Origin of the sequence: Neisseria sp. 27098_8_139 (assembly GCF_041433195.1) — a bacterium.
In the GTDB taxonomy this organism is placed as follows: domain Bacteria; phylum Pseudomonadota; class Gammaproteobacteria; order Burkholderiales; family Neisseriaceae; genus Neisseria; species Neisseria subflava.
The window spans coordinates 103,003-124,162 of record NZ_JAPWBA010000003.1; the positions used below are offsets into that span (position 1 = coordinate 103,003).

19 protein-coding genes are annotated in these 21,160 nt (G+C 50.2%); 9 read left to right on the plus strand and 10 right to left on the minus strand.

Annotated features, from left to right (window positions below; genetic code table 11):
• Nucleotides 1-7 precede the first annotated feature (7 nt).
• The 6 genes from O3660_RS05030 to O3660_RS05055 all read right to left on the minus strand — a co-directional run bounded on the left by O3660_RS05030 (nucleotide 8) and on the right by O3660_RS05055 (nucleotide 4,711).
• Nucleotides 8-325: a DUF2322 family protein gene (locus O3660_RS05030; RefSeq protein WP_049351187.1), complete on the minus strand. Its 318-nt coding sequence runs from the start codon at nucleotides 323-325 to the stop codon at nucleotides 8-10.
• A gap of 97 nt (nucleotides 326-422) precedes the next feature.
• Nucleotides 423-1,049, minus strand: coding sequence for a uracil phosphoribosyltransferase (upp, locus tag O3660_RS05035; RefSeq protein ID WP_049351186.1), 627 nt, complete (start codon nucleotides 1,047-1,049; stop codon nucleotides 423-425).
• 148 nt (nucleotides 1,050-1,197) lie between these two features.
• Nucleotides 1,198-1,509 (minus strand): Grx4 family monothiol glutaredoxin, encoded by a 312-nt coding sequence (gene grxD / locus O3660_RS05040; RefSeq protein ID WP_003681608.1) that lies wholly within the window; start codon nucleotides 1,507-1,509, stop codon nucleotides 1,198-1,200.
• A gap of 88 nt (nucleotides 1,510-1,597) precedes the next feature.
• Nucleotides 1,598-2,848: a glutamate-5-semialdehyde dehydrogenase gene (locus O3660_RS05045; protein ID WP_371464615.1), complete on the minus strand. Its 1,251-nt coding sequence runs from the start codon at nucleotides 2,846-2,848 to the stop codon at nucleotides 1,598-1,600.
• A 9-nt stretch (nucleotides 2,849-2,857) separates the two neighbouring features.
• Nucleotides 2,858-3,661 (minus strand): glutamate 5-kinase, encoded by an 804-nt coding sequence (gene proB / locus O3660_RS05050; RefSeq protein ID WP_049351184.1) that lies wholly within the window; start codon nucleotides 3,659-3,661, stop codon nucleotides 2,858-2,860.
• Nucleotides 3,662-3,925: 264 nt separating this feature from the next.
• Nucleotides 3,926-4,711 (minus strand): inositol monophosphatase family protein, encoded by a 786-nt coding sequence (locus O3660_RS05055; protein ID WP_003681056.1) that lies wholly within the window; start codon nucleotides 4,709-4,711, stop codon nucleotides 3,926-3,928.
• A 175-nt stretch (nucleotides 4,712-4,886) separates the two neighbouring features.
• Here O3660_RS05055 and O3660_RS05060 point away from each other — a divergent pair, with 175 nt between their 5' ends.
• The 6 genes from O3660_RS05060 (at nucleotide 4,887) to O3660_RS05085 (ending at nucleotide 13,015) form a co-directional block, all read left to right on the plus strand.
• Nucleotides 4,887-5,702: an RNA methyltransferase gene (locus O3660_RS05060; protein WP_049335615.1), complete on the plus strand. Its 816-nt coding sequence runs from the start codon at nucleotides 4,887-4,889 to the stop codon at nucleotides 5,700-5,702.
• A gap of 61 nt (nucleotides 5,703-5,763) precedes the next feature.
• Nucleotides 5,764-6,612 (plus strand): DUF1853 family protein, encoded by an 849-nt coding sequence (locus O3660_RS05065; protein WP_318250356.1) that lies wholly within the window; start codon nucleotides 5,764-5,766, stop codon nucleotides 6,610-6,612.
• A gap of 34 nt (nucleotides 6,613-6,646) precedes the next feature.
• Entirely contained in the window at nucleotides 6,647-7,906 is a 1,260-nt protein-coding gene (locus O3660_RS05070; protein WP_371464617.1) for an RsmB/NOP family class I SAM-dependent RNA methyltransferase, read from the plus strand.
• Nucleotides 7,907-8,211: 305 nt separating this feature from the next.
• Nucleotides 8,212-9,441, plus strand: coding sequence for a TolC family protein (locus O3660_RS05075; protein WP_049351181.1), 1,230 nt, complete (start codon nucleotides 8,212-8,214; stop codon nucleotides 9,439-9,441).
• A gap of 43 nt (nucleotides 9,442-9,484) precedes the next feature.
• Nucleotides 9,485-11,698, plus strand: coding sequence for a type I secretion system permease/ATPase (locus O3660_RS05080; protein WP_049351180.1), 2,214 nt, complete (start codon nucleotides 9,485-9,487; stop codon nucleotides 11,696-11,698).
• Nucleotides 11,699-11,785: 87 nt separating this feature from the next.
• Entirely contained in the window at nucleotides 11,786-13,015 is a 1,230-nt protein-coding gene (locus tag O3660_RS05085) for an HlyD family type I secretion periplasmic adaptor subunit (RefSeq protein ID WP_049329225.1), read from the plus strand.
• Between the two features lie 61 nt (nucleotides 13,016-13,076).
• Here O3660_RS05085 and pheA read toward each other — a convergent pair whose 3' ends face one another.
• The gene (gene pheA / locus O3660_RS05090) at nucleotides 13,077-14,165 is read right to left on the minus strand and encodes a prephenate dehydratase (RefSeq protein WP_049351179.1); all 1,089 of its coding nucleotides are present in this window, start codon (nucleotides 14,163-14,165) and stop codon (nucleotides 13,077-13,079) included.
• Nucleotides 14,166-14,336: 171 nt separating this feature from the next.
• Here pheA and tsaE point away from each other — a divergent pair, with 171 nt between their 5' ends.
• A complete protein-coding gene (tsaE, locus tag O3660_RS05095; protein WP_036490261.1) occupies nucleotides 14,337-14,807 on the plus strand; it encodes a tRNA (adenosine(37)-N6)-threonylcarbamoyltransferase complex ATPase subunit type 1 TsaE in 471 nt (156 codons plus the stop codon).
• On the plus strand, nucleotides 14,795-16,042 hold the full coding sequence (locus O3660_RS05100; RefSeq protein WP_049351178.1) for an N-acetylmuramoyl-L-alanine amidase: 1,248 nt from the start codon (nucleotides 14,795-14,797) through the stop codon (nucleotides 16,040-16,042). Before tsaE ends, O3660_RS05100 begins: the two co-directional genes overlap by 13 nt.
• A 66-nt stretch (nucleotides 16,043-16,108) precedes the next feature.
• Here the strand turns inward: O3660_RS05100 and O3660_RS05105 are convergent, their stop codons facing one another.
• Entirely contained in the window at nucleotides 16,109-16,720 is a 612-nt protein-coding gene (locus tag O3660_RS05105) for a DUF4230 domain-containing protein (protein WP_080974638.1), read from the minus strand.
• Nucleotides 16,721-16,910: 190 nt separating this feature from the next.
• Here O3660_RS05105 and ribBA point away from each other — a divergent pair, with 190 nt between their 5' ends.
• A complete protein-coding gene (gene ribBA / locus O3660_RS05110) occupies nucleotides 16,911-18,251 on the plus strand; it encodes a bifunctional 3,4-dihydroxy-2-butanone-4-phosphate synthase/GTP cyclohydrolase II (RefSeq protein WP_049351177.1) in 1,341 nt (446 codons plus the stop codon).
• 95 nt (nucleotides 18,252-18,346) lie between these two features.
• Here ribBA and O3660_RS05115 read toward each other — a convergent pair whose 3' ends face one another.
• Nucleotides 18,347-19,951, minus strand: a complete 1,605-nt coding sequence (locus tag O3660_RS05115; protein WP_371464618.1) for a class I SAM-dependent DNA methyltransferase — start codon at nucleotides 19,949-19,951, stop codon at nucleotides 18,347-18,349.
• Nucleotides 19,952-19,999: 48 nt separating this feature from the next.
• The gene (locus O3660_RS05120) at nucleotides 20,000-21,133 is read right to left on the minus strand and encodes a restriction endonuclease subunit S (RefSeq protein WP_371464620.1); all 1,134 of its coding nucleotides are present in this window, start codon (nucleotides 21,131-21,133) and stop codon (nucleotides 20,000-20,002) included.
• Nucleotides 21,134-21,160: the final 27 nt, after the last annotated feature.

Genomic DNA, 21,160 nt, shown 5'->3' on the forward strand with positions numbered 1-21,160 from the left:
GTATTCATTAAGCAGCCAATGGTTTCAAAGTCAGGCTGATATTGTCAGCTTTCACTTTAAACAGCAAATCAATATTCGGATGCTTACCCGGATTGGCTTCGGCATCAGCAACATGTTCGGCAAACCATGCCAAGCCGCGTTCTGCCGCCGCTGCGTCCAGCTTGCCGTCAAACTCTTGCGCCAAAGCATGGTAAAGCTTGAGCGAGCCTTGTTTGCCGGGCGCATTGGGAATGTGATGAACCACATTGCCCTCTTTATCGAGAATATTCAAGCCGCTCAAATGGTCGATGGCAGGCATGGTGGCCAGATTATCTTGGAAGCTCATGATTGTCCTTTCTGATGTGGGTTTTAAAGCAAACCATATAACAAGGCCGTCTGAAAGTTGATGTTTGACACTTTTCAGACGGCCTTAAACATTTCAATTAACGTGTACCGAAAATCTTATCGCCGGCATCACCCAAGCCTGGGATGATGTAGCCGTGTTCGTTCAAGTGGCTGTCGAGCGCGGCAGTGTAGATGGTTACATCAGGATGCGCGTCATTGACGGCTTTCACGCCTTCCGGAGCAGCAACCAATACCAATGCTTTGATATTGCTGCAACCTTTGGCTTTCAGCAAGTTGATGGTCGCAACCATAGAGCCGCCGGTCGCCAGCATCGGGTCGATAATCAGGGCAGGACGCTCGGCCATGCTGTCAACGAATTTCTCAAAGTAAGAAACCGGTTTCAGCGTTTCTTCATCGCGCTGCAAGCCGACAACGCTGATTTTAGCGGTAGGAATCAGGTCGAGTACGCCGTCGAGCATACCCAAGCCTGCACGCAAAATAGGGACAACGGTCAAGGTTTTGCCTTTGATACGGTCGCCTTCGATGGAGCCACACCAACCGTCGATGATGTATTTTTCGGTTTCAAAGTCGCGGCTGGCTTCATATGCCATCAGGCGTGCCAGCTCGGTAGTGAGCGTGCGGAATTTGTAGGTGCTGCATTCTGCCTCGCGCATCAAAGTCAGTTTGTGGCGGACGAGGGGGTGATTGATGACGGTAACGTTCATTTTCTGTATTTCCGAGTTTCGTTGACGGACTGAATTATACTTTTTTTCACGAAGGGCGGAAAGGGTATGTTTTGTGCGAAAGGCCGTCTGAATCAGGGTTTCAGACGGCCTTTGTCAACAATTTTACATTACGGAATATTGTGGATAATTAAGCTTTCAGCAATTCTTGCAGTTCGCCGGCTTCGTACATTTCCATCAAAATGTCGGAGCCGCCGACAAATTCGCCGTTAACGTACAGTTGAGGAATGGTCGGCCAATCGCTGTATTCTTTAATGCCTTGGCGTACGGCATCGTTTTCCAATACGTTGACGGTTACATAGTCGGTGCAACCTGCCGCATTCAGGATTTGTACGGCACGGGAAGAGAAGCCGCATTGCGGGAATTGCTTCGTGCCTTTCATGAACAATACGACGCGGTGGGTGGTAACGACTTCTTTGATTTGATCGTGGATAGAGGACATGGTGTGTTCCTTTTTACTAAATCGGTTGTTCGGGGAAAATCAAATTTCCCGCCATTATACGCAAATTGATGAAGTTGAGGGGCGTTTATCAACGTCGGATCTGACCGTTGCCGTTGATGTAGAACTTGGTCGAAGTCAGCGCTTCCAAACCCATCGGGCCGCGGGCGTGCATTTTTTGGGTGGAAATACCGATTTCCGCGCCCAATCCGAAAACAAAGCCGTCGGTAAACCGAGTGGACGCATTGACATAAACCGCCGCCGCATCAATGCTTTCTTGGAAAAACTCGGCATGGGCAATGCTTTGGGTCACAATCGCTTCCGAGTGATGCGTCGTGTGGCCGTTAATCCAATCGACGGCTTCTTCCACCGATTTCACTGTCTTGACCGACATAATATAGTCAAGAAACTCGATACTGTAATCTTCCTCGGTTGCCAAAACAGCATTTTTAAACATATGCAATGCTTCCTGATCGGCTCTAAATTCTACCGGATGTACTTTGGCAACGGCTTCTTCCAGTTTGGGCAAAAACGCTTCCGCTATCTTTTCGTGGACAACCAAAGACTCCGCGGCATTGCACACGCTCGGACGTTGCGTTTTGGCATTCACGACGATATCGACCGCCATCTCCAAATCGGCACTGTCATCCACATAAATATGGCAATTACCGACTCCTGTTTCAATGACGGGAACTTTCGATTTCTCTTTTACCGTATGAATCAAGCGCGCGCCGCCGCGCGGAATCAGTACATCAATATAATCGACTTCCTGCATCAATTCCTCGGCAGCGGCATGGCTGGTATCTTCGACCAGCTGCACCACATCGGCATCCATTCCCGCTTGTACCAAAGTCTGCCTGATGACGGCAATCAATGCGGTATTGGAATGGATAGCATCGCGACCGCCGCGCAAAATAATGGCATTGCCGGTTTTAAAGGCCAGAGAAAACGCATCGACCGAAACATTGGGGCGGCTCTCAAAAATCATGGCAACCACGCCCAAAGGCACGCGTTTTTGAACAATCTTCAAACCGTCCAAATTGGTATAGCCGCGGACAACCTGCCCAATCGGGTCCTGTAAATCGGCAACCTGCCCAACGCCTTCTGCAATGCCTTTGATGCGTTCATGATTCAAGCGCAGCCTGTCGAGCATAATGTCCGAAATGCCGTTTTCTTTTGCAGCGGCCAAATCGCGGGCATTTTCTGCCAAAATCACCTCAGCCTGTTCAACCAAATCCTTTGCAACCTGACGCAGTAGATTGTTTTTTTCTACGCTTCCCAAGCTGATTAACGTTTTACTGGCTTTTTGGGCACTCTTGCCCAACTGTTCGATATAGCTCATCAAACCTCCCTATTTCTCTTGTGCAAACCACGTTCCGATAGGCGCGCCATCTAAAACCTGAAGGATATCGCGCGGATTGGCGCTGTTCATCAACACCATCTGGCCATGATGTTCAAACATCATCTGCGCGCTCTTAATCTTACTGAGCATGCCGCCCGTACCAAACTTACTGCCCGATCCGCCGGCAGAAGCAATAATTTCTTCGGTAATATCGGCAACATGGTTGCGTAGCTTGGCATCGGCGTGAACAGCCGGATTTTTATCAAACAAACCGTCAATATCGGACAACATAATCAGCAAATCGGCTTTAACGATTTTCGCCACAACTGCCGACAAACGGTCGTTATCGCCAAATTTGGTGGTATGGTCCATCTCGTCCACGCTGACCGCATCGTTCTCATTGACAATGGGGATAACGCCGATGGAAAGCAGGGATTCAAAAGCATTGGTAACGTTTGCCAAACTTTCCGGATATTCGACCACATCGCGCGTCAGCAGGATTTGCGATACCGTCATTCGATAATGGGAAAAAATCTGCGAATAAAGACTCATCATGGCCACTTGGCCGACGCTTGAAACAGCCTGCTGCTGCGCCATTTCCACCGGACGTTTTTCCATGTTGAGGACATTCAGCCCAAAACCCATCGCGCCGGAAGACACCAGCACAATTTCTTTGCCCTTACTGACCAAGCTGGAAATGACAAAGGCCAGTTGGTCGATTTTTGCCAAATTGATTTTGCCGTTTGGCAACACCAAAGAACTGGTTCCAATCTTAATGACAATGCGTTTTACTGCTTCAAAATCTCGTTTCATTATTCTCCTCTGCTTTCTATTTTTATGATTGCATGCGGCATTATTTTAGCCAAACGTATCTACATCATAACTGCGAAGCAATAGAAAATACAGACAAAATTAAAAAACGCCTCCTTTTAAAACCATATTTTCAGCTTTTATCCGAATCCGTTAACAACAAAACAAAAGGCCGTCTGAAGCCCAATTTCAGGTTTCAGACGGCCTTTTACCGATTATTGAGAACATGGCCTGCAAAGATAAATACAGACCGTTCTCTATAAATGTTTATTGGTGTTCAGAAATAATTTTCAGCATTTGCGCCAATACTTTAGGATTGGCCGCAACGATGTCGCCGCTTTCCAGCCAGCCTTCATCACCGGACATATCGGTAACGATACCGCCTGCTTCTTGGACAATCAATGCACCGGCGGCAATATCCCAAGGTTTGAGGTTGAACTCGAAGAAACCGTCCAAACGGCCGGCCGCAACGGCACACAAATCCAAAGAAGCCGCGCCTTCACGACGGCCACCGGCGGTTTTTGCCAAGAAATCTTTCAAAATCGCCAGATACTTGTCCATCATGCTTTGATCGACAACAGGGAAGCCGGTACCAATCAGGCAGCGGTTCAATTCAATGCGGTTGGAAACGCGGATACGGCGGTCGTTGAGCAACGCGCCTTTGCCGCGGGAAGCCATATATACGTCGTTGCGCTCAGGTGCGTACACCAAAGCTTCTTGCAACACGCCTTTGTGCAGGAGTGCCATAGAGATGGCGTATTGGGGATGGCCGTGGAGAAAGTTGGTTGTGCCGTCGAGCGGGTCGATAATCCATTCGTACTCGGCAGTGGCTTTACCGTGGGAGCCGCCTTCTTCGCAAGTGATTTTGTGATGCGGATAGGCTTCTTTGAGCGCTTCCACCAAAATCATCTCGGAGCTGCGGTCAACATCGGAAACGAAGTCGTTGAATGCTTTGCTGTCTACTTTGACGGCATCCAAATTGCCGGCGGCGCGAATCATCATTTGCCCTGCTTTACGGGCGGCTTTGAAAGCGGTATTTAAAAACGGATTCATGGTTTTCTTCCTAATTCAGGTAAAATACGCCCTAATGCGCCGAACATGGCACACAAGAGGCTGTTAATCGTTTCCGATGCTGTTAAAGAACATTTCAGACGGCATGGAAAAAGGCCGTCTGAAAACAAAAAGATGGCGCATTATACCTGATTCCCGTACAAACAGAAAACAAAACATGACTTCCGAAAAACCCGCCCTGCCCGCTTATCTGGACAACATCCGCATCATCCTCACGCGCACCAGCCATCCTGCCAATATCGGCTCCGCCGCGCGCGCCATGAAAACAATGGGCCTGCACAAACTGACCATCGTCGCCCCCAATCTGATGGCAACGCCGATGACGGAGAATCCGCCCGTGTTCGATCCGGAGCATCCGCAATCGTTTAAATTACCGGAAGAAAGCTTCATCCTCGCATCCGGTGCGGCAGACGTTTTGGAAAATGCCACCATCGCCGCTTCTTTGGACGAAGCCCTTGCCGACACCACCATCGCCTGCGCCCTGACCAGCCGCCGCCGCGAAATTACTGCGCCGCTGCAAACGCCGCGCGATTTGGTACCCGAATTACTACAGGCCGCCAACCGCGGCGAGAAAGTGGCACTGGTCTTCGGCAACGAAACTTTCGGCTTAAGTATCGAAGAAGTCCAAGCCTGCAACCGACTGATGACCATCAACGGTAATCCCGACTATTTCTCGCTCAACCTTGCCCAAGCCGTGCAGGTCGTGTGTTATGAAATCTTCAGCCAAACCGATTCGCCCATGACCCACCTGCAACAGGAAGACCACGCCGCGACCCACGAGCAAATCAAAGGCATGGTCGCACACATGGAAAGCGTGATGAACGATATCGGTTTTTTCAACCGCCGCAACGGCGAGCGCCTGATGCGCCGTATGCAGAGCCTGTTCGGCCGCGCCAACACGCAAACCGAAGACATCGATATCCTGCGCGGTTTTTTCAATACCGTCAGCCACCGTATCCATAAAAAAGACTGATTTAAGGCCGTCTGAAAACATTTCCAGCTTTTCAGACAGCATGACTGATATTCGGATAAACATGAATTACGCCCTAGACGCATTATGGTGGAAACTCACCAGCCAACCCGTCCGCGACCTCACCTCACTGCTGACTGCGCCGCCTTTATGGCAAAGCGGTTGCGAATTGAGCGTGCGCGAACTACTGGGAGAACACGGTTTCCGCTACCTTTTGGCATTGGACGCCGATCCCGCTCTGCTGAAGGAACACCTCGCCCAACGCGCCCCGTTCGGCCACCGTCTCGGCATTTATGCCGAAGAGCTGCTGGCTTTTTGGTTTGCCAACGCACCGCACGCCGAACTGCACGCATACAACCTGCCTGTTTTTTCAGACGGCCAAACTTTGGGGGCTGCGGATTTTGTCGCTTCCCTCAACCAACAGCCCTACCATATCGAGCTGGCGTGTAAATACTACGGCGGAGACCAAGTGCAAAACCTGCGCGGCCTCAATCCTAAAGACACACTGACGGACAAAGCCGCCAAACTGGTACAGCAATCCCAGCTGCTGCATACGCCGCAAGGCAAAGCGACCTTAGCGACACAAGGCCTGCCGGAGAATCCGCTTCCTGCTTCCATCGTGCGCGGCATCGGATTTTTTCCACACGGTTTCCATGCTTTTGAGCCGCCGCTTAATCCATACGGTTGGCGCGGCGTCTATATTCAAGATTGGGCGGAATACGGGTTTGAACGCCAAGAAGCCCGCTACCACCTGCTCGACCGTATGGCTTATCTTGCACCTGCTCGCGTCGCCGAAACCGAAACATTGAACGAAACCGAAATCCGCCGTATCGACCAAGGCTTGATTGCCGTTTTGGAATTACGGCCGGACGGCTTTTGGCACGAAATCGAACGCATCATGAAGGCCGTCTGAAACCATTTACCCACTTAAGAGAACCCATTACATTATGAACGCCGCACAACTCGACCATACCGCCAAAGTTTTGGCTGAAATGCTGACTTTCAAACAGCCTTCCGATGCCGTCCTATCCGCCTATTTCCGCGAACACAAAAAGCTCGGCCTCCAAGACCGCCACGAAATCGCCGAAACCGCCTTTGCCGCGTTGCGCCACTATCAAAAAATCAGCACCGCCCTGCGCCGTCCGCACGCGCAGCCGCGCAAAGCCGCACTCGCCGCACTGGTTCTCGGCAGAAGCACCAACATCAGCCAAATCAAAGACCTGCTTGATGAAGAAGAAACAGAGTTCCTCGGCAATTTGAAAGCCCGTAAAACCGAGTTTTCAGACGGCCTGAATACCGCCACAGAATTACCGCAATGGCTGGTGGAACAACTGCAACAGCATTGGAGCGAAGAAGAAATCCTCGCCTTCGGCCGCAGCATCAACCAACCTGCCCCGCTCGACATCCGCGTCAATACGCTGAAAGGCAAACGCGATAAAGTGCTGCCATTGTTGCAAGCCGAAAGTGCCGATGCAGAAGCCACGCCTTATTCGCCTTGGGGCATCCGCCTGAAAAACAAAATCGCGCTTAACAAACATGAGCTGTTTTTGGACGGCACGCTGGAAGTCCAAGACGAAGGCAGCCAGCTGCTTGCCTTATTGGTGGGCGCAAAACGTGGCGAAATCATTGTCGATTTCTGTGCCGGCGCCGGCGGTAAAACCTTGGCTGTCGGTGCGCAAATGGCCAACAAAGGCAGAATCTACGCCTTCGACATCGCCGAAAAACGCCTTGCCAACCTCAAACCGCGCATGACCCGCGCCGGACTGACCAATATCCACCCCGAACGCATCAGCAGCGAACACGATCCCCGTATTGCCCGACTAGCAGGCAAAGCCGACCGTGTGTTGGTGGACGCTCCCTGCTCCGGCTTAGGCACGCTGCGTCGTAATCCCGACCTCAAATACCGCCAATCCGCCGAGACCGTGGCCAACCTTTTGGAACAGCAACACAGCATCCTCGATGCCGCCTCCAAACTGGTGAAACCTCAAGGCCGCTTGGTGTACGCCACCTGTAGCGTGTTGCCGGAAGAAAACGAGCTGCAAGTCGAACGTTTCCTGTCCGAGCATCCCGAGTTTGAACTCGTCAACTGCGCCGAACTGCTGCAAAGCCTGAAGATTGATTTGGATACCGGAAAATACCTGCGCCTCAACTCTGGAGAACACCAAACCGACGGCTTCTTTGCCGCTGTATTGCAACGTAAGGATTAAGGTTGAAAAAAAGGCCGTCTGAAATCCTTTCAGACGGCTTTTTTGATAGATTTTTTACATTAAAATCATTAAATACGATAGTCGCGCTCTGCAATAATATACTTTAAGGCATGTATCTCGACCTTTTATCAGAATATTGTGAAAAGCTGGAAAAAATGCTTTATGCTTTGTAAATGTATGCGTTCTCGTTCAAAATTCGCCCGGTCATGCCTCAGGCGATACCCGATACAGACAACGATAATATATAAATCATTTGGTTAAAAATCATGTCGCATAGTTATTCTTCCCCCACAAAGCCCCGTTTCTTGTCATCGGCCGTTGCCGTCGCCTGCTGTCTGTTGCCGTTTCAGACGGCCTCTGCATACAGCCTGCAAGACATCCTCAGGGACGCTTTAATCAGCGACCCGATTGTGCGTGAAGCCAAAGCCACTCAAGAAGCAGCGCAAAGCACGACCAAAGCCACGCGTGCGCGCCATTATCCTGTCGTGACCCTGACCGGCACGAAAGTGCTGGCGCAACACAATAAATATTCCAGCAATGATATGAAAGACGGTGTTGGCGTGCGTGGCAGCGTAAACATCTACTCATGGGGAGCGATTGAAGCCGCCGTCCGCCGCGACCGCAGCCGCGAAGAATACTATCAACACAAATACACCGAAAGCCAAGAGCAGCTGGGCAGCGATATCGGCCGCCTCTATCTGAGCGCATTGCGTGCAAAAGAAACCCTGGTCCTCAACGAACAGACTTTGGCGCGCCACAACAACCTCTTAAAAGACTTGGACACCATCGTCAAATATGATGCCGGCCGCCGTTCCGAGCTGATTGAAGCGCGCGCGCGCCAACTGCAAGTGGCAAACATCATTGCCCAACAACGCCGCACCATGGATTTGGCACTGAGCCGCCTGTCCCGCTATACCTCGCGCCAGCTGACTGCCAACGACTTGGAAGATCCATTTAAAAACGACACGGCGAAATCCATCAGCGAACGCTTCAACAACCCCAACCGCAACAACAATCCGTCCTATCAGGCGCAATTGGCCGAGCGCGACAGCGTCCGTGCCGATTTGGACGCTTCCAAAGCCGAACGCCTGCCTGCCCTCAATTTGGAAGGCAGTGCAACGCGTAACACCAGACAGCTTTATTTAAACGTTGCATGGAATGTGTTGGATATTGCCGCAAGACACAATGTAGAACGCAATGCCAAATCATTGATCGCCGCAGAAGCCAAGTCCGAACAAATCCTGCGCGACATGAACGAACGCGTTAAAACATCCGCCATCGATATGCAGGAAAGCGAACAGCGTACCGTGCTGACGGCGCAACACATCGCCGCCCAAAAAGAAGTCATCAAAGTGTACGAATTGCAGTTTAAAATCGCCCGACGTACGCTGACTGACGTTTTGAGCGCATACAGCGAGTTATCCTCCATCGAGCAGGATTACGTTGCCGCCCGCAACGATTTCCGCGATGCGGCGCTCGACTATTTAAATACCCAGGCCAAAATCTCCGCTTGGGTCGGTTTGGCACAAAAATAAAGCCATATCCGCCGGTTAAACCAATAACATTACGCGAAAAAATATGAAAGCCATCATTGAACACATCGTTTTAGTGACCCGCCTTTTGGGTGCGCCCGTATCCGAAGCCGCTTTGTCCGCCGAAGTCGTACGCGACAAAAAGCTCAAAGTCAACTATCACTCACTGGTCGAAGTCCTGCGCAGCCACGGCTTTGAAAATACCTTATCCAAACGCAATCTGGAAGACATCCCCTCCCTCGCCGTGCCGGTCATGATTATCCTGCACAACGAAGAGGCTGCGGTCATCACCCAAATCAAAGGCTCCGGCCAAGAGCGCAAATACCATATCCGCCAGGTTGACGGTTTGGAACAGGAACTCAGCCATGAGCAGCTCTCCGGCCTGTATTTGGGCTACTGCTGGTTTATCAAACCCAAAATGGCGACCGATATGCGCTCGGAGTTGCCTGAATACCATCTGCCCAAAGCATGGTTTTGGAAAGTCATTTGGCGTTTCCGCAGCTACTACTACCAAGTCATTTTGGCCACCATCATCATCAACTTCCTTGCGCTCGTCAGCTCCCTGTATGTGATGAACGTGTACGACCGCGTGATTCCCAACCAGGCCTATGAAACCTTGTGGGTATTGAGCATCGGCGTAGTCTTGGCGATTTTGTTTGAATTTGCCGCCAAGATGATTCGCGGCCACTTGACCGATATTGCCGGTAAAAAAGCCGATTTGATCATCAGCTCCGCCCTGTTCCGCCGCGTGATGGCATTGCGTCTGGCAGACCGTCCTGCTTCTTCCGGTTCATACGCCAGCAACCTGCGCGAATTTGAAGCCGTGCGCGAGTTCATGACCAGTGCCAGCTTGTTGACTATTGTCGACTTACCTTTCCTGTTGCTGTTTATCTTCGTGATTTCCATGGTCGGCGGCAAACTGGCACTTGTTCCCCTGACCATCATTCCAATTGTCGTGATTGTCGGTTTTGTCGTACAACGCCCGCTCTCTCGCCACATCAACGAATCGATGAAAGAAGGTTCGCAACGTTCCGGCCTTGCCGTTGAAGCCATCGAAGGCATCGAAACCCTGAAAACCAACAACGCCACATCTTGGGCGCAACAACGTTGGGACGAATACACCGCTAAAACTTCCGCTTCTTCCATCAAAGTCAAAGACACCAGCAACTTCATGGTCAACTTCGCCGTTGCCATGCAGCAGCTCAATACCGTCTTTTTGGTCGTCGTCGGTACCTATCTGATTCATGCCGACAACCATGCGGAACGCATCACCATGGGTGCATTGATTGCCTCCGTGATTCTGTCCGGCCGCGCCTTGGCGCCGTTGGCACAAATCGCCGGTCTGGCGACCCGCTTCCAACAGGCCAAACTTGCCCTCAAAGGCGTAAACGATATCGTTACCCGCCCTATCGAGCGCAATCCGGAACGCAAATACATTACTTTAGACAACGTTCAAGGCAGTATTACCTTTGAAAACGTATCGTTCAAATATCAAGCCGACAACAACAGCGCCGTCGAAGATTTGCGCCTGACCATCAAACCGGGCGAAAAAGTCGGTATTTTGGGCCGCATCGGCAGCGGTAAAAGCACCATGCTCAAACTGGCCAGCGGTCTGTACGACACTGAAAAAGGCAACGTTACCCTTGACGGAGTCGATATGCGCCAGCTTGACCCCAACTTCCTGCGCGATCAAGTCCTGCTGCTGAGCCAATCGCCACGCCTGTTCCTCGGCACATTGCGTGAAAACATGGACTTGGCACGTACCGGCAGCTACTCTACCGACCAAGACTTACTGACTGCGCTCAACCGTTTCGGCCTCGACAAAATCATCCGCAACCATCCGCGTGGTTTGGATATGCCTTTGGGTGAAGACGGTTTGGGCTTATCCGGCGGTCAAAAACAAATCATCGCCCTGGCGCGCATGACCTTGCGCAACCCGAGAGTCGTCTTGCTGGACGAGCCGACCACCAGCCTGGATCAAGCCACTGAGCGTATGGCGCTCAATGCCATTGCCCAATGGGGCCGCAACCGCACCATGCTTTTGGTGACCCACCGTCCGCAAGTGCTGCAAATCGTCAACCGCATCATTGTAATGGACAATGGTAAAGTCGTGATGGACGGCCCGCGTGACCTGGTATTGCAAAAACTCATGCAAAACGAACAGGCCAAAGCAGCCAACGTCAAACAACAGCAACAAGCTGCTGCAGTCAAACAGCAGCAACAACAAGCTGCCGCCGCCCCTCAATCGGCAGCACAATAAAGCAAAGGCCGTCTGAAACCTACTTACCCTTTCAGACGGCCTGCCCTAATGGTTAAAATCCACCAAACACAATAAAGATACACGATTATGAGCCGCGAAAACAACGTCAAATCCAAAGACCTACACCTCATCAACGACCTCAATGCCGCCCTTCAAAAAGAAAAACACAGCGGCCAATTTTGGGTCATCATCCTATTCTTCCTTTTCCTGATTGTCTTCGTCGTCTGGGCATACAACAGCCCTGTCGAAGAAGTGACCCGCGGCAACGGCAATATCATTCCCAGCAGCCGTGAGCAAGTAATCCAAAGCCTCGACCCCGGCATCGTAACCGAAATCATGGTTAAAGAAGGCGACATGGTCGAGAAAGATCAGATTCTGATGAAACTCGACGACACGCGCAGCTCTGCCGTTTTACGAGAAAGCGAAGCCAAAGTCGAAAACCTCGAAGCCACTATTGCCCGCCTTAAAGCCGAAGCCTACGGCATCAAGCTCTCCTTCCCTGACAGCGTGGGCCCTGAGCTTCGCCGTCGCGAAATTGCCGCCTACAAAGCACGCCGTCAAGCCATGACCGATGCCGTCAGCGGCCTCTCCCAAAGCAAGGCCGCGCTTGACCGCGAAATCGCCATTACCGCACCGATGGTTGCCGAAGGCGTGGTTTCCGAAGTCGAACTTTTAAGAATGCGCCGCGATTCCGCAGACTTGGCCACCCAAATCTCCGAACGCCGCAACCGCTACAAAGCCGATGCCAACAACGAACTCTTGCAAGCCGAATCCGAGCTGGCGCAATCCAAAGAAAACGTTGCCATGCGTGCAGACCCGGTTGAACGCTCGCAAATCCGTGCGCCTATGCGCGGCATCGTCAAAGGCATAAAAGTCACCACCATCGGCGGCGTTGTGAATGCAGGCGAAGACATCATGCAAATCATCCCCGTTGACGACAAACTGCTGGTCGAAGCCTATATCCGTCCGCAAGACATCGCCTTTATCCGCGCAGGCCAACCTGCATTGGTTAAAGTCAGTGCCTACGACTACTCCATCTACGGCGGTTTGGAAGGCAAAGTTACCCTCGTCGGCGCCGATACCGTCAGCAACTCTATGCAAAACCGTGCCAACGACTTGAAACTTGACCCGAACCAAGTCTATTACCGTGTTCTCGTCCAAACTGAAAACAACTCCCTGAAAGACAAAAACGGCAAACCTATGCCGATTATTCCGGGCATGGTTGCAACGGTGGACATCAAAACCGGTGAAAAAACCATCTTCCAATACCTGATCAAACCAATTACGCGTATGAAACAAGCGTTAAGCGAACGCTAATCGATAAAACGATAAAAGGCCGTCTGAATATTTTCAGACGGCCTTTTATACCCAATAATCCTTACAAAACAACGGTCGAATAAGAGCCAACAACTTTCACGAAGGAAGCGCGTTCGCCCAAAAGCTGCAAGGCTTTTTGGACATTTTCATCGCTTTGATGGCCTTCGATATCGATGAAGAACAGGTATTCCCACAAAACCGATTTGCTTGGGCGGCTTTCAAATTTGGTCATGGAAATGCCCAACTCGGTGAAGGGTTGCAACAAGGAAGTAACGGCACCGGCACGGTTGGGCGCAGATACGACCAAAGAGGTTTTGTCGTTGCCGCTGCGGCCGGTTTCTTGATGACCCATCACCAAGAAGCGCGTGGTGTTGTTTGGCTCGTCTTCGATACACTCGGCAGCAAAGCTCAACTGATAAATTTCCGCGGCGATACGTCCGGCAATAGCGGCCACATTCGGGCTGTCAGACTCGGCAACCAGACGCGCTGCTTCGGCATTGCTGGCTACGGCGATACGTTCCGCATTGGGCAGGTTGCGACCGAGCCAGTCATTGCATTGCGCCAAGGCTTGGGCATGGGCGAAAACTTTGGTAATGCCGCCGATTTCATGGCTGTCTTTACGCAACAGGTTGTGATGAATGCGGACAACCACTTCGCCGCAGGCTTTCAACGCAGTTACTGCTAACAAGTCCAAAGTGCGTCCCACCGAGCCTTCGGTCGAATTTTCTACCGGTGCCACCAAATAATCGGCTTGACGCGTTTCAACTTGTTTGAAGCAGTTGTCGATGGTGGTACACGCCATGGTGTGTGCGGCGTGGCCGAAATGTTTGATGGCTGCTTGCTGGGTAAATGTTCCCTTCGGACCCAAATAGGCAATCGTCAGCGGACGCTCCACTGCCAAACATTCGCTCATAATCTCGCGAAACAGCCGGGTGACCGATTCATCCGGCAAAGGGCCGCGGTTCAAATCCTGAATCCGGCGCAAAACGGCGACTTCCCGTTCAGGACGGTACACCGCGCCTGTCCCTTTCAATTCGCCGATAGCATGCGCATGACCGGCGCGCTCATTGAGCAAACGGAGGATTTCCGCATCGATGCCGTCGATGGCATTGCGGTGCGGCAATAATTGTTCGTCTATGGATAAAGGCATAAGCTGTCTCGCAATTTTGTGAGGGATATTTTCATTTTAACATTAAAGGCCGTCTGAATTCCGTTTTCAGACGGCCTCAACACTATCTTTATCTAACTTTATCGTCTATCAGGTTTGCAAACGCCGCCAATTCCATCATAATTAAGCCTTTTGAACGACAAGGCCTATTCCATGCACTCAAACGGACTGTATACCCGTTTTCTGCCCGATGAAGAAGCAACCCTGAAACTGGGTGAAGAATGGAGCAAGCAGCTTTCCGCTCCGCTGACCATCTATCTTGAAGGCGGGCTGGGTGCAGGCAAAACCACGCTGACACGCGGGATTTTGCGCGGACTGGGTCATACGGGCGCAGTTAAAAGCCCGACTTACACCATTGTCGAATCTTATCCGCTGGATACATTCACCCTCCACCATTTCGACCTCTACCGCTTTACCATGCCAGAGGAATGGGAAGATGCCGGTTTGGACGAATTGTTTGCGCCCGACAGCGTCTGCCTCATCGAATGGCCGCAGCAAGGCGGGGAATTCACGCCTCCGGCAGACATTACCATTACATTGACGTACACCGATAAGGGCAGAACCTGCACCTTTTCCGCCCACACAAACCAAGGCCGAAAAAGTTTAGAATCATGGTCAAATTAACTAGAAGACACATTCTCCGTCAAGGCATAGGACTATTTCTCACCCTCACGCCCGTTGGTGCCGCATTGGCCAAACCGGCCTCTCCTGCGCAATTCCTTGCCGTCCGCATTTGGCCGGCGCACGCCTACACACGCGTTACCCTTGAGAGCAACCACTCGATGAAATACCAACATTTTATGTTGGACAACCCCAGCCGGTTGGTCGTGGATATTCAAGGAGCGGAAATCAACAGCGTCCTGCAAGGCATTTCCAGCAAAGTACTGTCTAACGACCCTTTTATCCGCAGCATTCGCGCCGGTCAAAATACGCCCAGCACCGTGCGTATCGTTATCGACCTGAAACAAAGCACCCATCCGCAAGTCTTTGCACTCGCACCCGTCGGCAACTTCAAAAACCGCTTGGTTATCGACCTCTATCCGCATGGCGCAGATGCCAACGACCCGATGATGGCCTTGCTCAACGGCAATATCCCCAAACAACGTCCGAATACCAATATCGCATACGACACCCCTGCCCCTAAAAGCAATCGCGGCAGCGGCGGCAACCGCCGTCCTGTGATTATGATCGACCCCGGTCATGGCGGCGAAGACCCTGGCGCAATCGGCCCGAGCGGCCTCAAAGAAAAAAACGTCGTACTCTCCATCGCCCGCGAAACCAAAAAACGCCTCGAAGCCTTGGGTTACAACGTATTCATGACGCGCAACGAAGACATCTTTATCCCATTGGGCGTACGCGTTGCCAAAGGCCGTGCGCGCAATGCCGACGTATTCGTATCCATCCACGCCGATGCCTTTACCAGCCCGTCCGCTCGCGGTACCGGCGTGTATATGCTCAATACCAAAGGCGCGACCAGCTCGGCGGCAAAATTCCTTGCCCAAACCCAAAACAACGCCGACGCCATCGGCGGCGTACAAACCAGCGGCAACCGCAACGTCGACAATACGATTTTGGACATGACCCAAACCGCAACCCTACGCGACAGCCGCAAGCTCGGCCATTCCGTCTTGACCGAATTGGGCAAGCTCAACCAATTACATAAAGGCCGCGTTGACGAAGCCAACTTTGCCGTCCTCCGCGCGCCGGATGTTCCGTCTATTTTGGTGGAAACCGCCTTCCTCTCCAACCCTACCGAAGAGCAGCTGCTCGGCAGCGAATCCTTCCGCCAACAATGCGCCCAAGCCATTGCCACCGGTATTCAAAAATACATCAATACCGCCGTTTTACGACGTGGTTAAATGGCTTGATAAAACAAAGGCCGTCTGAAAATTTTTCAGACGGCCTTATCTTTTCAAGCAATCTATTTAACCGCACTTCCCTACCGCAGCCGGATAGACGGACACCTTCGTCTGCGTTAATGCAAACAGGTTTTCCAACTGTGTTTGCGCCTGACGGTTGGCATGTTCCAAAATCTCAGCCTTACACGCGCTTTGCAATACCTGCCGTCTCGCCTCTTCCTGCACCGTCTTAAATACAGATTTATCCATAGGCAGCAAATTAAACGAGCCAGTCTGAATATCGTACACTTCGATATTTTCCAAATCCACGCTCAAGATTTCCACCGCCGGCAGACTGATCAATACCTTGTCGTCTACAATATTAACATTGTCCGCGCCTAACTTATCCAAATCCAAACCGGCCAACACCTTACCGCGCACAATAAAAATACCGCTTTGCGAATCCTGCCACAGCCTGCGCCAATCCCCTTTTTTCTCCGTACGGATAATCGTATCGATATAAAATGCCGTACTTTCCAAGCGGTTCATCTGCTTAATCTGCATCAAAACCCCCTCACGGGACAAAACCTGATGTTCTTCGTTCTGACCATGCAGGGCATAAAACCAGCCGCCCGCAGCCGTCAGCGCACACAACACCAGCACGACCAATCCGCGCCCAAGCATTTTCATTTCAAACATCCCCCGTTAAAATAATCATCAAAACATTCCCTATATTCTCGCAAAACCGTCAATTTCAAGCCATACCCAGGCCGTCTGAAACATTAAAACTTATTACCAAAAAGTAATAAAAAAATCTCAACAAACAAGGTTTGCCTTTTAGTAAAGACAAGACTACAATTCATTACACACAATTCAATTTCATCTCATCATGAATACCACCGACCTGCGCCGCCACAACCTGCGGCAATGGATAACACAACACCACAACGGCCAGCAGACCAAGTTTGCCCAAGCCATCGCCATCAACCAAGGCGAGCTGTCCGCCCTGCTGAAAAACAAATCTTTCGGCGAGAAAAAAGCCCGAAAAATCGAGCAGGCAGCCAATATGCCTGACATGTGGCTGGATCAAGACCACCAAGACCGCCACGCCCCCACCATCAGCCAAGAAAGAAATACCATGTCCCACATCTCCACCATCCCCGAAATCCTAGCAGACATCAAAGCCGGCAAAATGGTCATCATCACCGATGCCGAAGACCGAGAAAACGAAGGCGACTTGCTGATGGCGGCCCAATTCGTTACCCCCGAAGCCATCAACTTCATGATCAAAAACGCACGCGGCCTGGTCTGCCTGCCGATGGACGGCGAAATGGTCGAAAAACTCGGCCTGCCCATGATGACCCAGAAAAACGGCGCGCAATACGGCACCAACTTTACCGTCTCCATCGAAGCCGCCCACGGCATTACCACCGGCATTTCCGCCGCCGACCGCGCCCTGACCATTCAAACCGCCGTTTCCCCATCCGCCAAACCAGAAGACATCGTCCAACCAGGCCACATCTTCCCACTGCGCGCCCAAAAAGGCGGCGTACTCGTCCGCGCCGGACACACAGAAGCCGGCGTTGACCTGGCACAAATGAACGGCCTGATTCCTGCCGCCGTCATCTGCGAAATCATCAACGACGACGGCACCATGGCGCGTATGCCCGAACTGATGAAGTTCGCCGAAGAACACAACCTCAAAATCGGCACCATTACCGACCTCATCGAATACCGCAGCCGCACCGAAAGCCTGCTCGAAGACATGGGCAACTCACCCGTACAAACCCCGTGGGGCGAGTTCCAACAACACGTTTACGTCGACAAACTCTCCGGCGAAACCCACCTCGCCCTCGTCAAAGGCACACCAACCGCCGACGAAGAAACCCTTGTCCGCGTCCACGAACCCTTCAGCGTAATGGACTTCATCCAAGCCAACCCGCGCCATTCATGGTCATTGCCCAAAGCCCTTAAGCGCATCCAACAAGCCGAAAGCGGCGTAGTCATCCTCTTGCACCGTACCGAAGACGGCGCCACCCTACTCGACCGCACCCTGCCCAAAGGCGCAAACCAAGCCTACAAATGGGACAGCAAAAGCTACGGCATAGGCGCACAAATCCTCGCCGGCCTCAACGTCAAAAAACTGCGCGTCCTCGGCCAGCCGTCATCCTTCACCGGCCTCACCGGCTTCGGCCTCGAAGTCGTCGGTTTTGAAGAAGCTGAAAAATAATCTTGCTTGATTGATTCTCAAAACAAATAAAACAAAAGGCCGTCTGAAAATTTTCAGACGGCCTTTTAAGTTTGGCCAGTTTAATTTGTCAGTATTTATGAATTGAATTTCAACATTGCCAATCTACCCTTAATCTCTTTTTCCAATTCGGCAGATTCCGCAAAGAGCTTGTCCAAATCTGCCGAAAATCCCGCCATTTTCTGCTCGAATTCCTCGGCGGAAATATCCACATAATCAATTTTTACTTCAAAATATTGACCTGCCGACAAGCTGTAATTCTTGGCTTTGATTTCATCGTAGCTGACCACCACGCTGAAATCTTCCACTGCCTGTTTGTGCGTAAAGGTATTGCAGATTTTTTGTTCTTCTGCGCGGGAGAGTACGGTTTTTTGATTTTTGCCGTCTTTGATTTTTTCGCCCAAGCCCGATGCGTCGATTAACACCACTTCGCCTTTATTGGCTTTGTCGATAAACAGGATAGAAACGTTGGTTCCCGTCGTGGCGAAAATATTGGAAGGCATGGACACCACGCCGGCGAGCATTTTGTTTTCCACCAAATGTTCGCGGATTTTTTTGTCGATGCCCGATTGGGCGGTGATAAAGCCCGTCGGCAACACAATCGCCGCTTTGCCGTTTTCTTTCAGGCTAAACAAGATATGCTGGATAAAAAGCTGGTAGATTTCCATCTTATCCGTATCTTTCGCCTTGATTTTTGGGATACCGGCAAAAAAGCGTTCGTGGTTTTCCTCACCTTCCAGTTGGTCGCGATAACCGCTGAAATCGAGTTTAAATGGCGGATTGGAAACAATGAAATCAAATTTTTTCAGACGACCTGAAGCGTCTTTATGAGCAGGCGACAAAAGCGTATTGCCGTGAACCACATTATCCAAAGAATGCACCAAATTGTTCAAAATCAGATTCAGCCGCAAAAGATTGGATGATTTTTGCGAAATATCCTGCGCATAAATCATACATTTATCTTCGCCGATGGCATGGGCAACGTTCATCAACAGCGTTCCCGAACCGGCCGACGGATCGTAAACGTCCACGCTGCGGATTTGCCCGCGCACCGCCTCCGGCACCAAAATATCCGCCATAATCCGCGCCACTGCGTGCGGCGTGTAGTATTCGGCATATTGGCCGCCGGAATTGCTGTTGTAGTCTTTAATCAGGTATTCAAAAATCGTAGCAAAAAAATCGAATTTTTGCGCAAAAATCGCCTCGAAACTAAAATCCGCCAACTTAGAAATCAGCGCACGGCCAAAATTATCGCGTTTTCCTTCCTCAGCAATATATTTACTGATGATAGGCTCAAACAACTTGATTTTCTTCCCGCCTTCAGTTTTCACCGAAAGCAGTTCCTCATTCTGTGCAGCGATTTCGGTGAGCGTATCGTCAAAGAGTTTGGCAAAGTCCGCCCCGTTTTGTCGCTCGGACAGATATTTTATGGAATGTTCAGGCTTCAAAACCGCTGTTTTTCCCTCAATATCCATATTGACAAACTCAATCGGCTCGTCGGGCTTTTCTTTGCGGATTTTTTTTACTTCAAAATCGTATTTGTCGTTTAAGAATTTATACAAAAACGCCTGAATGATGATTTTAAAATCGTCGCCGCTATTGGCCAAACCACCGTTGGCACAAATGGTTTTTAAGCTGTCAATCAGGGCTTTAGTTTGTTCGGTAAAATGTTGTTCGGTCATTTTTTATCTCGTTCTCTTTATTGTATCGGTCGGATTCTCGAATCCGGCTTATTCCACCACAGAAACCTGCCCGTTCATCAGCATGGGAAGTAGGAAATCGCGGAGTTGGGTTAGTTGGTGGTTTTGTTTTTCATTTGACTCAATAAGTCCAACAGACAATGTAGTAATATCTGAAAACTTATTTATTAACTTTATGTTTGGCGTGAGAATTTTTATATTCTCAATTTGTGGTATTGTTAATTGCTTTTGTACAGAACCTGCGTTTTCAAAACTTGTTTGACTAAGAAATAACTCCAAAAATTTTATGAACTGACTATTCTTTGGTGTGACAGAAATTAGACGAATAATTGGAGTAAATGAATGATTTCTAATTTTAGTAAATCCTATTGTTCCTCTTGCTGAAATAGTAATGCTTGGTTCTGTAATAATTGCTTTTTTGCAATATCCATATAGTGCATTATCATTTAATCCGTTTGAATATATAGGAAATTTGTATTCTTGAGTTTGAAATCGGCTTATTAATTCTGGCTTATCTCCGCCTGCTTTAAGTGTAGCTATTTCCCCCAAACTTTTCACCTCCCACCCCTTCGGAATTTCCCGTTTCAAGGTTTCGTCAAACACCATTTCGCCGCCTGAGGATTTGTAGGGCTTGCCGTTGGCATCGGGAAAGTCGAACTGCACAAACCAATAGTCGTAGAGGGTTTTCGCCATCTCTTCCAAGCGCGCGTTGATTTGTTTGTTCAGGGCGATTTTTTTGTCCAAAGCGGAAAGGACGGCGGCGATGGATTTTTGGTACTTTGAGTCTGTAAACGCTTTAATTTTTAACGGATGCAGATGATTTCGGTTCATAGTTGGAACACCAGAACCAGTTTTATATTCATTTAATTTTAAATTTTTCAATAAGTAATAAATATAATGGACGTTATTACCCTTGAAATCTTTTACATACAATGCCGTATTATGCGGAAAAAAGTTTTTTGTTATTAAATGCGGAATCCCAACTGTCCCACTTCGTCCAATCGTGATTCCAGGTGCTTTAACCTTGTATTCATTGTGATAACCTAGAATTCCGTTTGAGGATTGAACAGGATATTCTCCTTTGACAAAAGAATCTTTTGGTAAATCATATCCACGTTGAAACTCTACTAAATCTCCTAAAATACAATCTTGTAATTCATTCATAAAAATTTATTTCTCTTTCAAGGGCCG

Excerpts from the sequence above, each read along its gene's own strand:
- proB (WP_049351184.1), bottom strand. The coding sequence starts at position 3,661 with ATGAAACGAGATTTTGAAGCAGTAAAACGCATTGTCATTAAGATTGGA.
- upp (WP_049351186.1), bottom strand. The coding sequence starts at position 1,049 with ATGAACGTTACCGTCATCAATCACCCCCTCGTCCGCCACAAACTGACT.
- O3660_RS05065 (WP_318250356.1), top strand. The coding sequence starts at position 5,764 with ATGAATTACGCCCTAGACGCATTATGGTGGAAACTCACCAGCCAACCC.
- tsaE (WP_036490261.1), top strand. The coding sequence starts at position 14,337 with ATGCACTCAAACGGACTGTATACCCGTTTTCTGCCCGATGAAGAAGCA.
- O3660_RS05080 (WP_049351180.1), top strand. The coding sequence starts at position 9,485 with ATGAAAGCCATCATTGAACACATCGTTTTAGTGACCCGCCTTTTGGGT.
- O3660_RS05120 (WP_371464620.1), bottom strand. The coding sequence starts at position 21,133 with ATGAATGAATTACAAGATTGTATTTTAGGAGATTTAGTAGAGTTTCAA.
- O3660_RS05100 (WP_049351178.1), top strand. The coding sequence starts at position 14,795 with ATGGTCAAATTAACTAGAAGACACATTCTCCGTCAAGGCATAGGACTA.
- O3660_RS05070 (WP_371464617.1), top strand. The coding sequence starts at position 6,647 with ATGAACGCCGCACAACTCGACCATACCGCCAAAGTTTTGGCTGAAATG.
- grxD (WP_003681608.1), bottom strand. The coding sequence starts at position 1,509 with ATGTCCTCTATCCACGATCAAATCAAAGAAGTCGTTACCACCCACCGC.
- ribBA (WP_049351177.1), top strand. The coding sequence starts at position 16,911 with ATGAATACCACCGACCTGCGCCGCCACAACCTGCGGCAATGGATAACA.
- O3660_RS05115 (WP_371464618.1), bottom strand. The coding sequence starts at position 19,951 with ATGACCGAACAACATTTTACCGAACAAACTAAAGCCCTGATTGACAGC.
- O3660_RS05105 (WP_080974638.1), bottom strand. The coding sequence starts at position 16,720 with ATGTTTGAAATGAAAATGCTTGGGCGCGGATTGGTCGTGCTGGTGTTG.
- O3660_RS05030 (WP_049351187.1), bottom strand. The coding sequence starts at position 325 with ATGAGCTTCCAAGATAATCTGGCCACCATGCCTGCCATCGACCATTTG.
- O3660_RS05085 (WP_049329225.1), top strand. The coding sequence starts at position 11,786 with ATGAGCCGCGAAAACAACGTCAAATCCAAAGACCTACACCTCATCAAC.
- pheA (WP_049351179.1), bottom strand. The coding sequence starts at position 14,165 with ATGCCTTTATCCATAGACGAACAATTATTGCCGCACCGCAATGCCATC.
- O3660_RS05055 (WP_003681056.1), bottom strand. The coding sequence starts at position 4,711 with ATGAATCCGTTTTTAAATACCGCTTTCAAAGCCGCCCGTAAAGCAGGG.
- O3660_RS05060 (WP_049335615.1), top strand. The coding sequence starts at position 4,887 with ATGACTTCCGAAAAACCCGCCCTGCCCGCTTATCTGGACAACATCCGC.
- O3660_RS05045 (WP_371464615.1), bottom strand. The coding sequence starts at position 2,848 with ATGAGCTATATCGAACAGTTGGGCAAGAGTGCCCAAAAAGCCAGTAAA.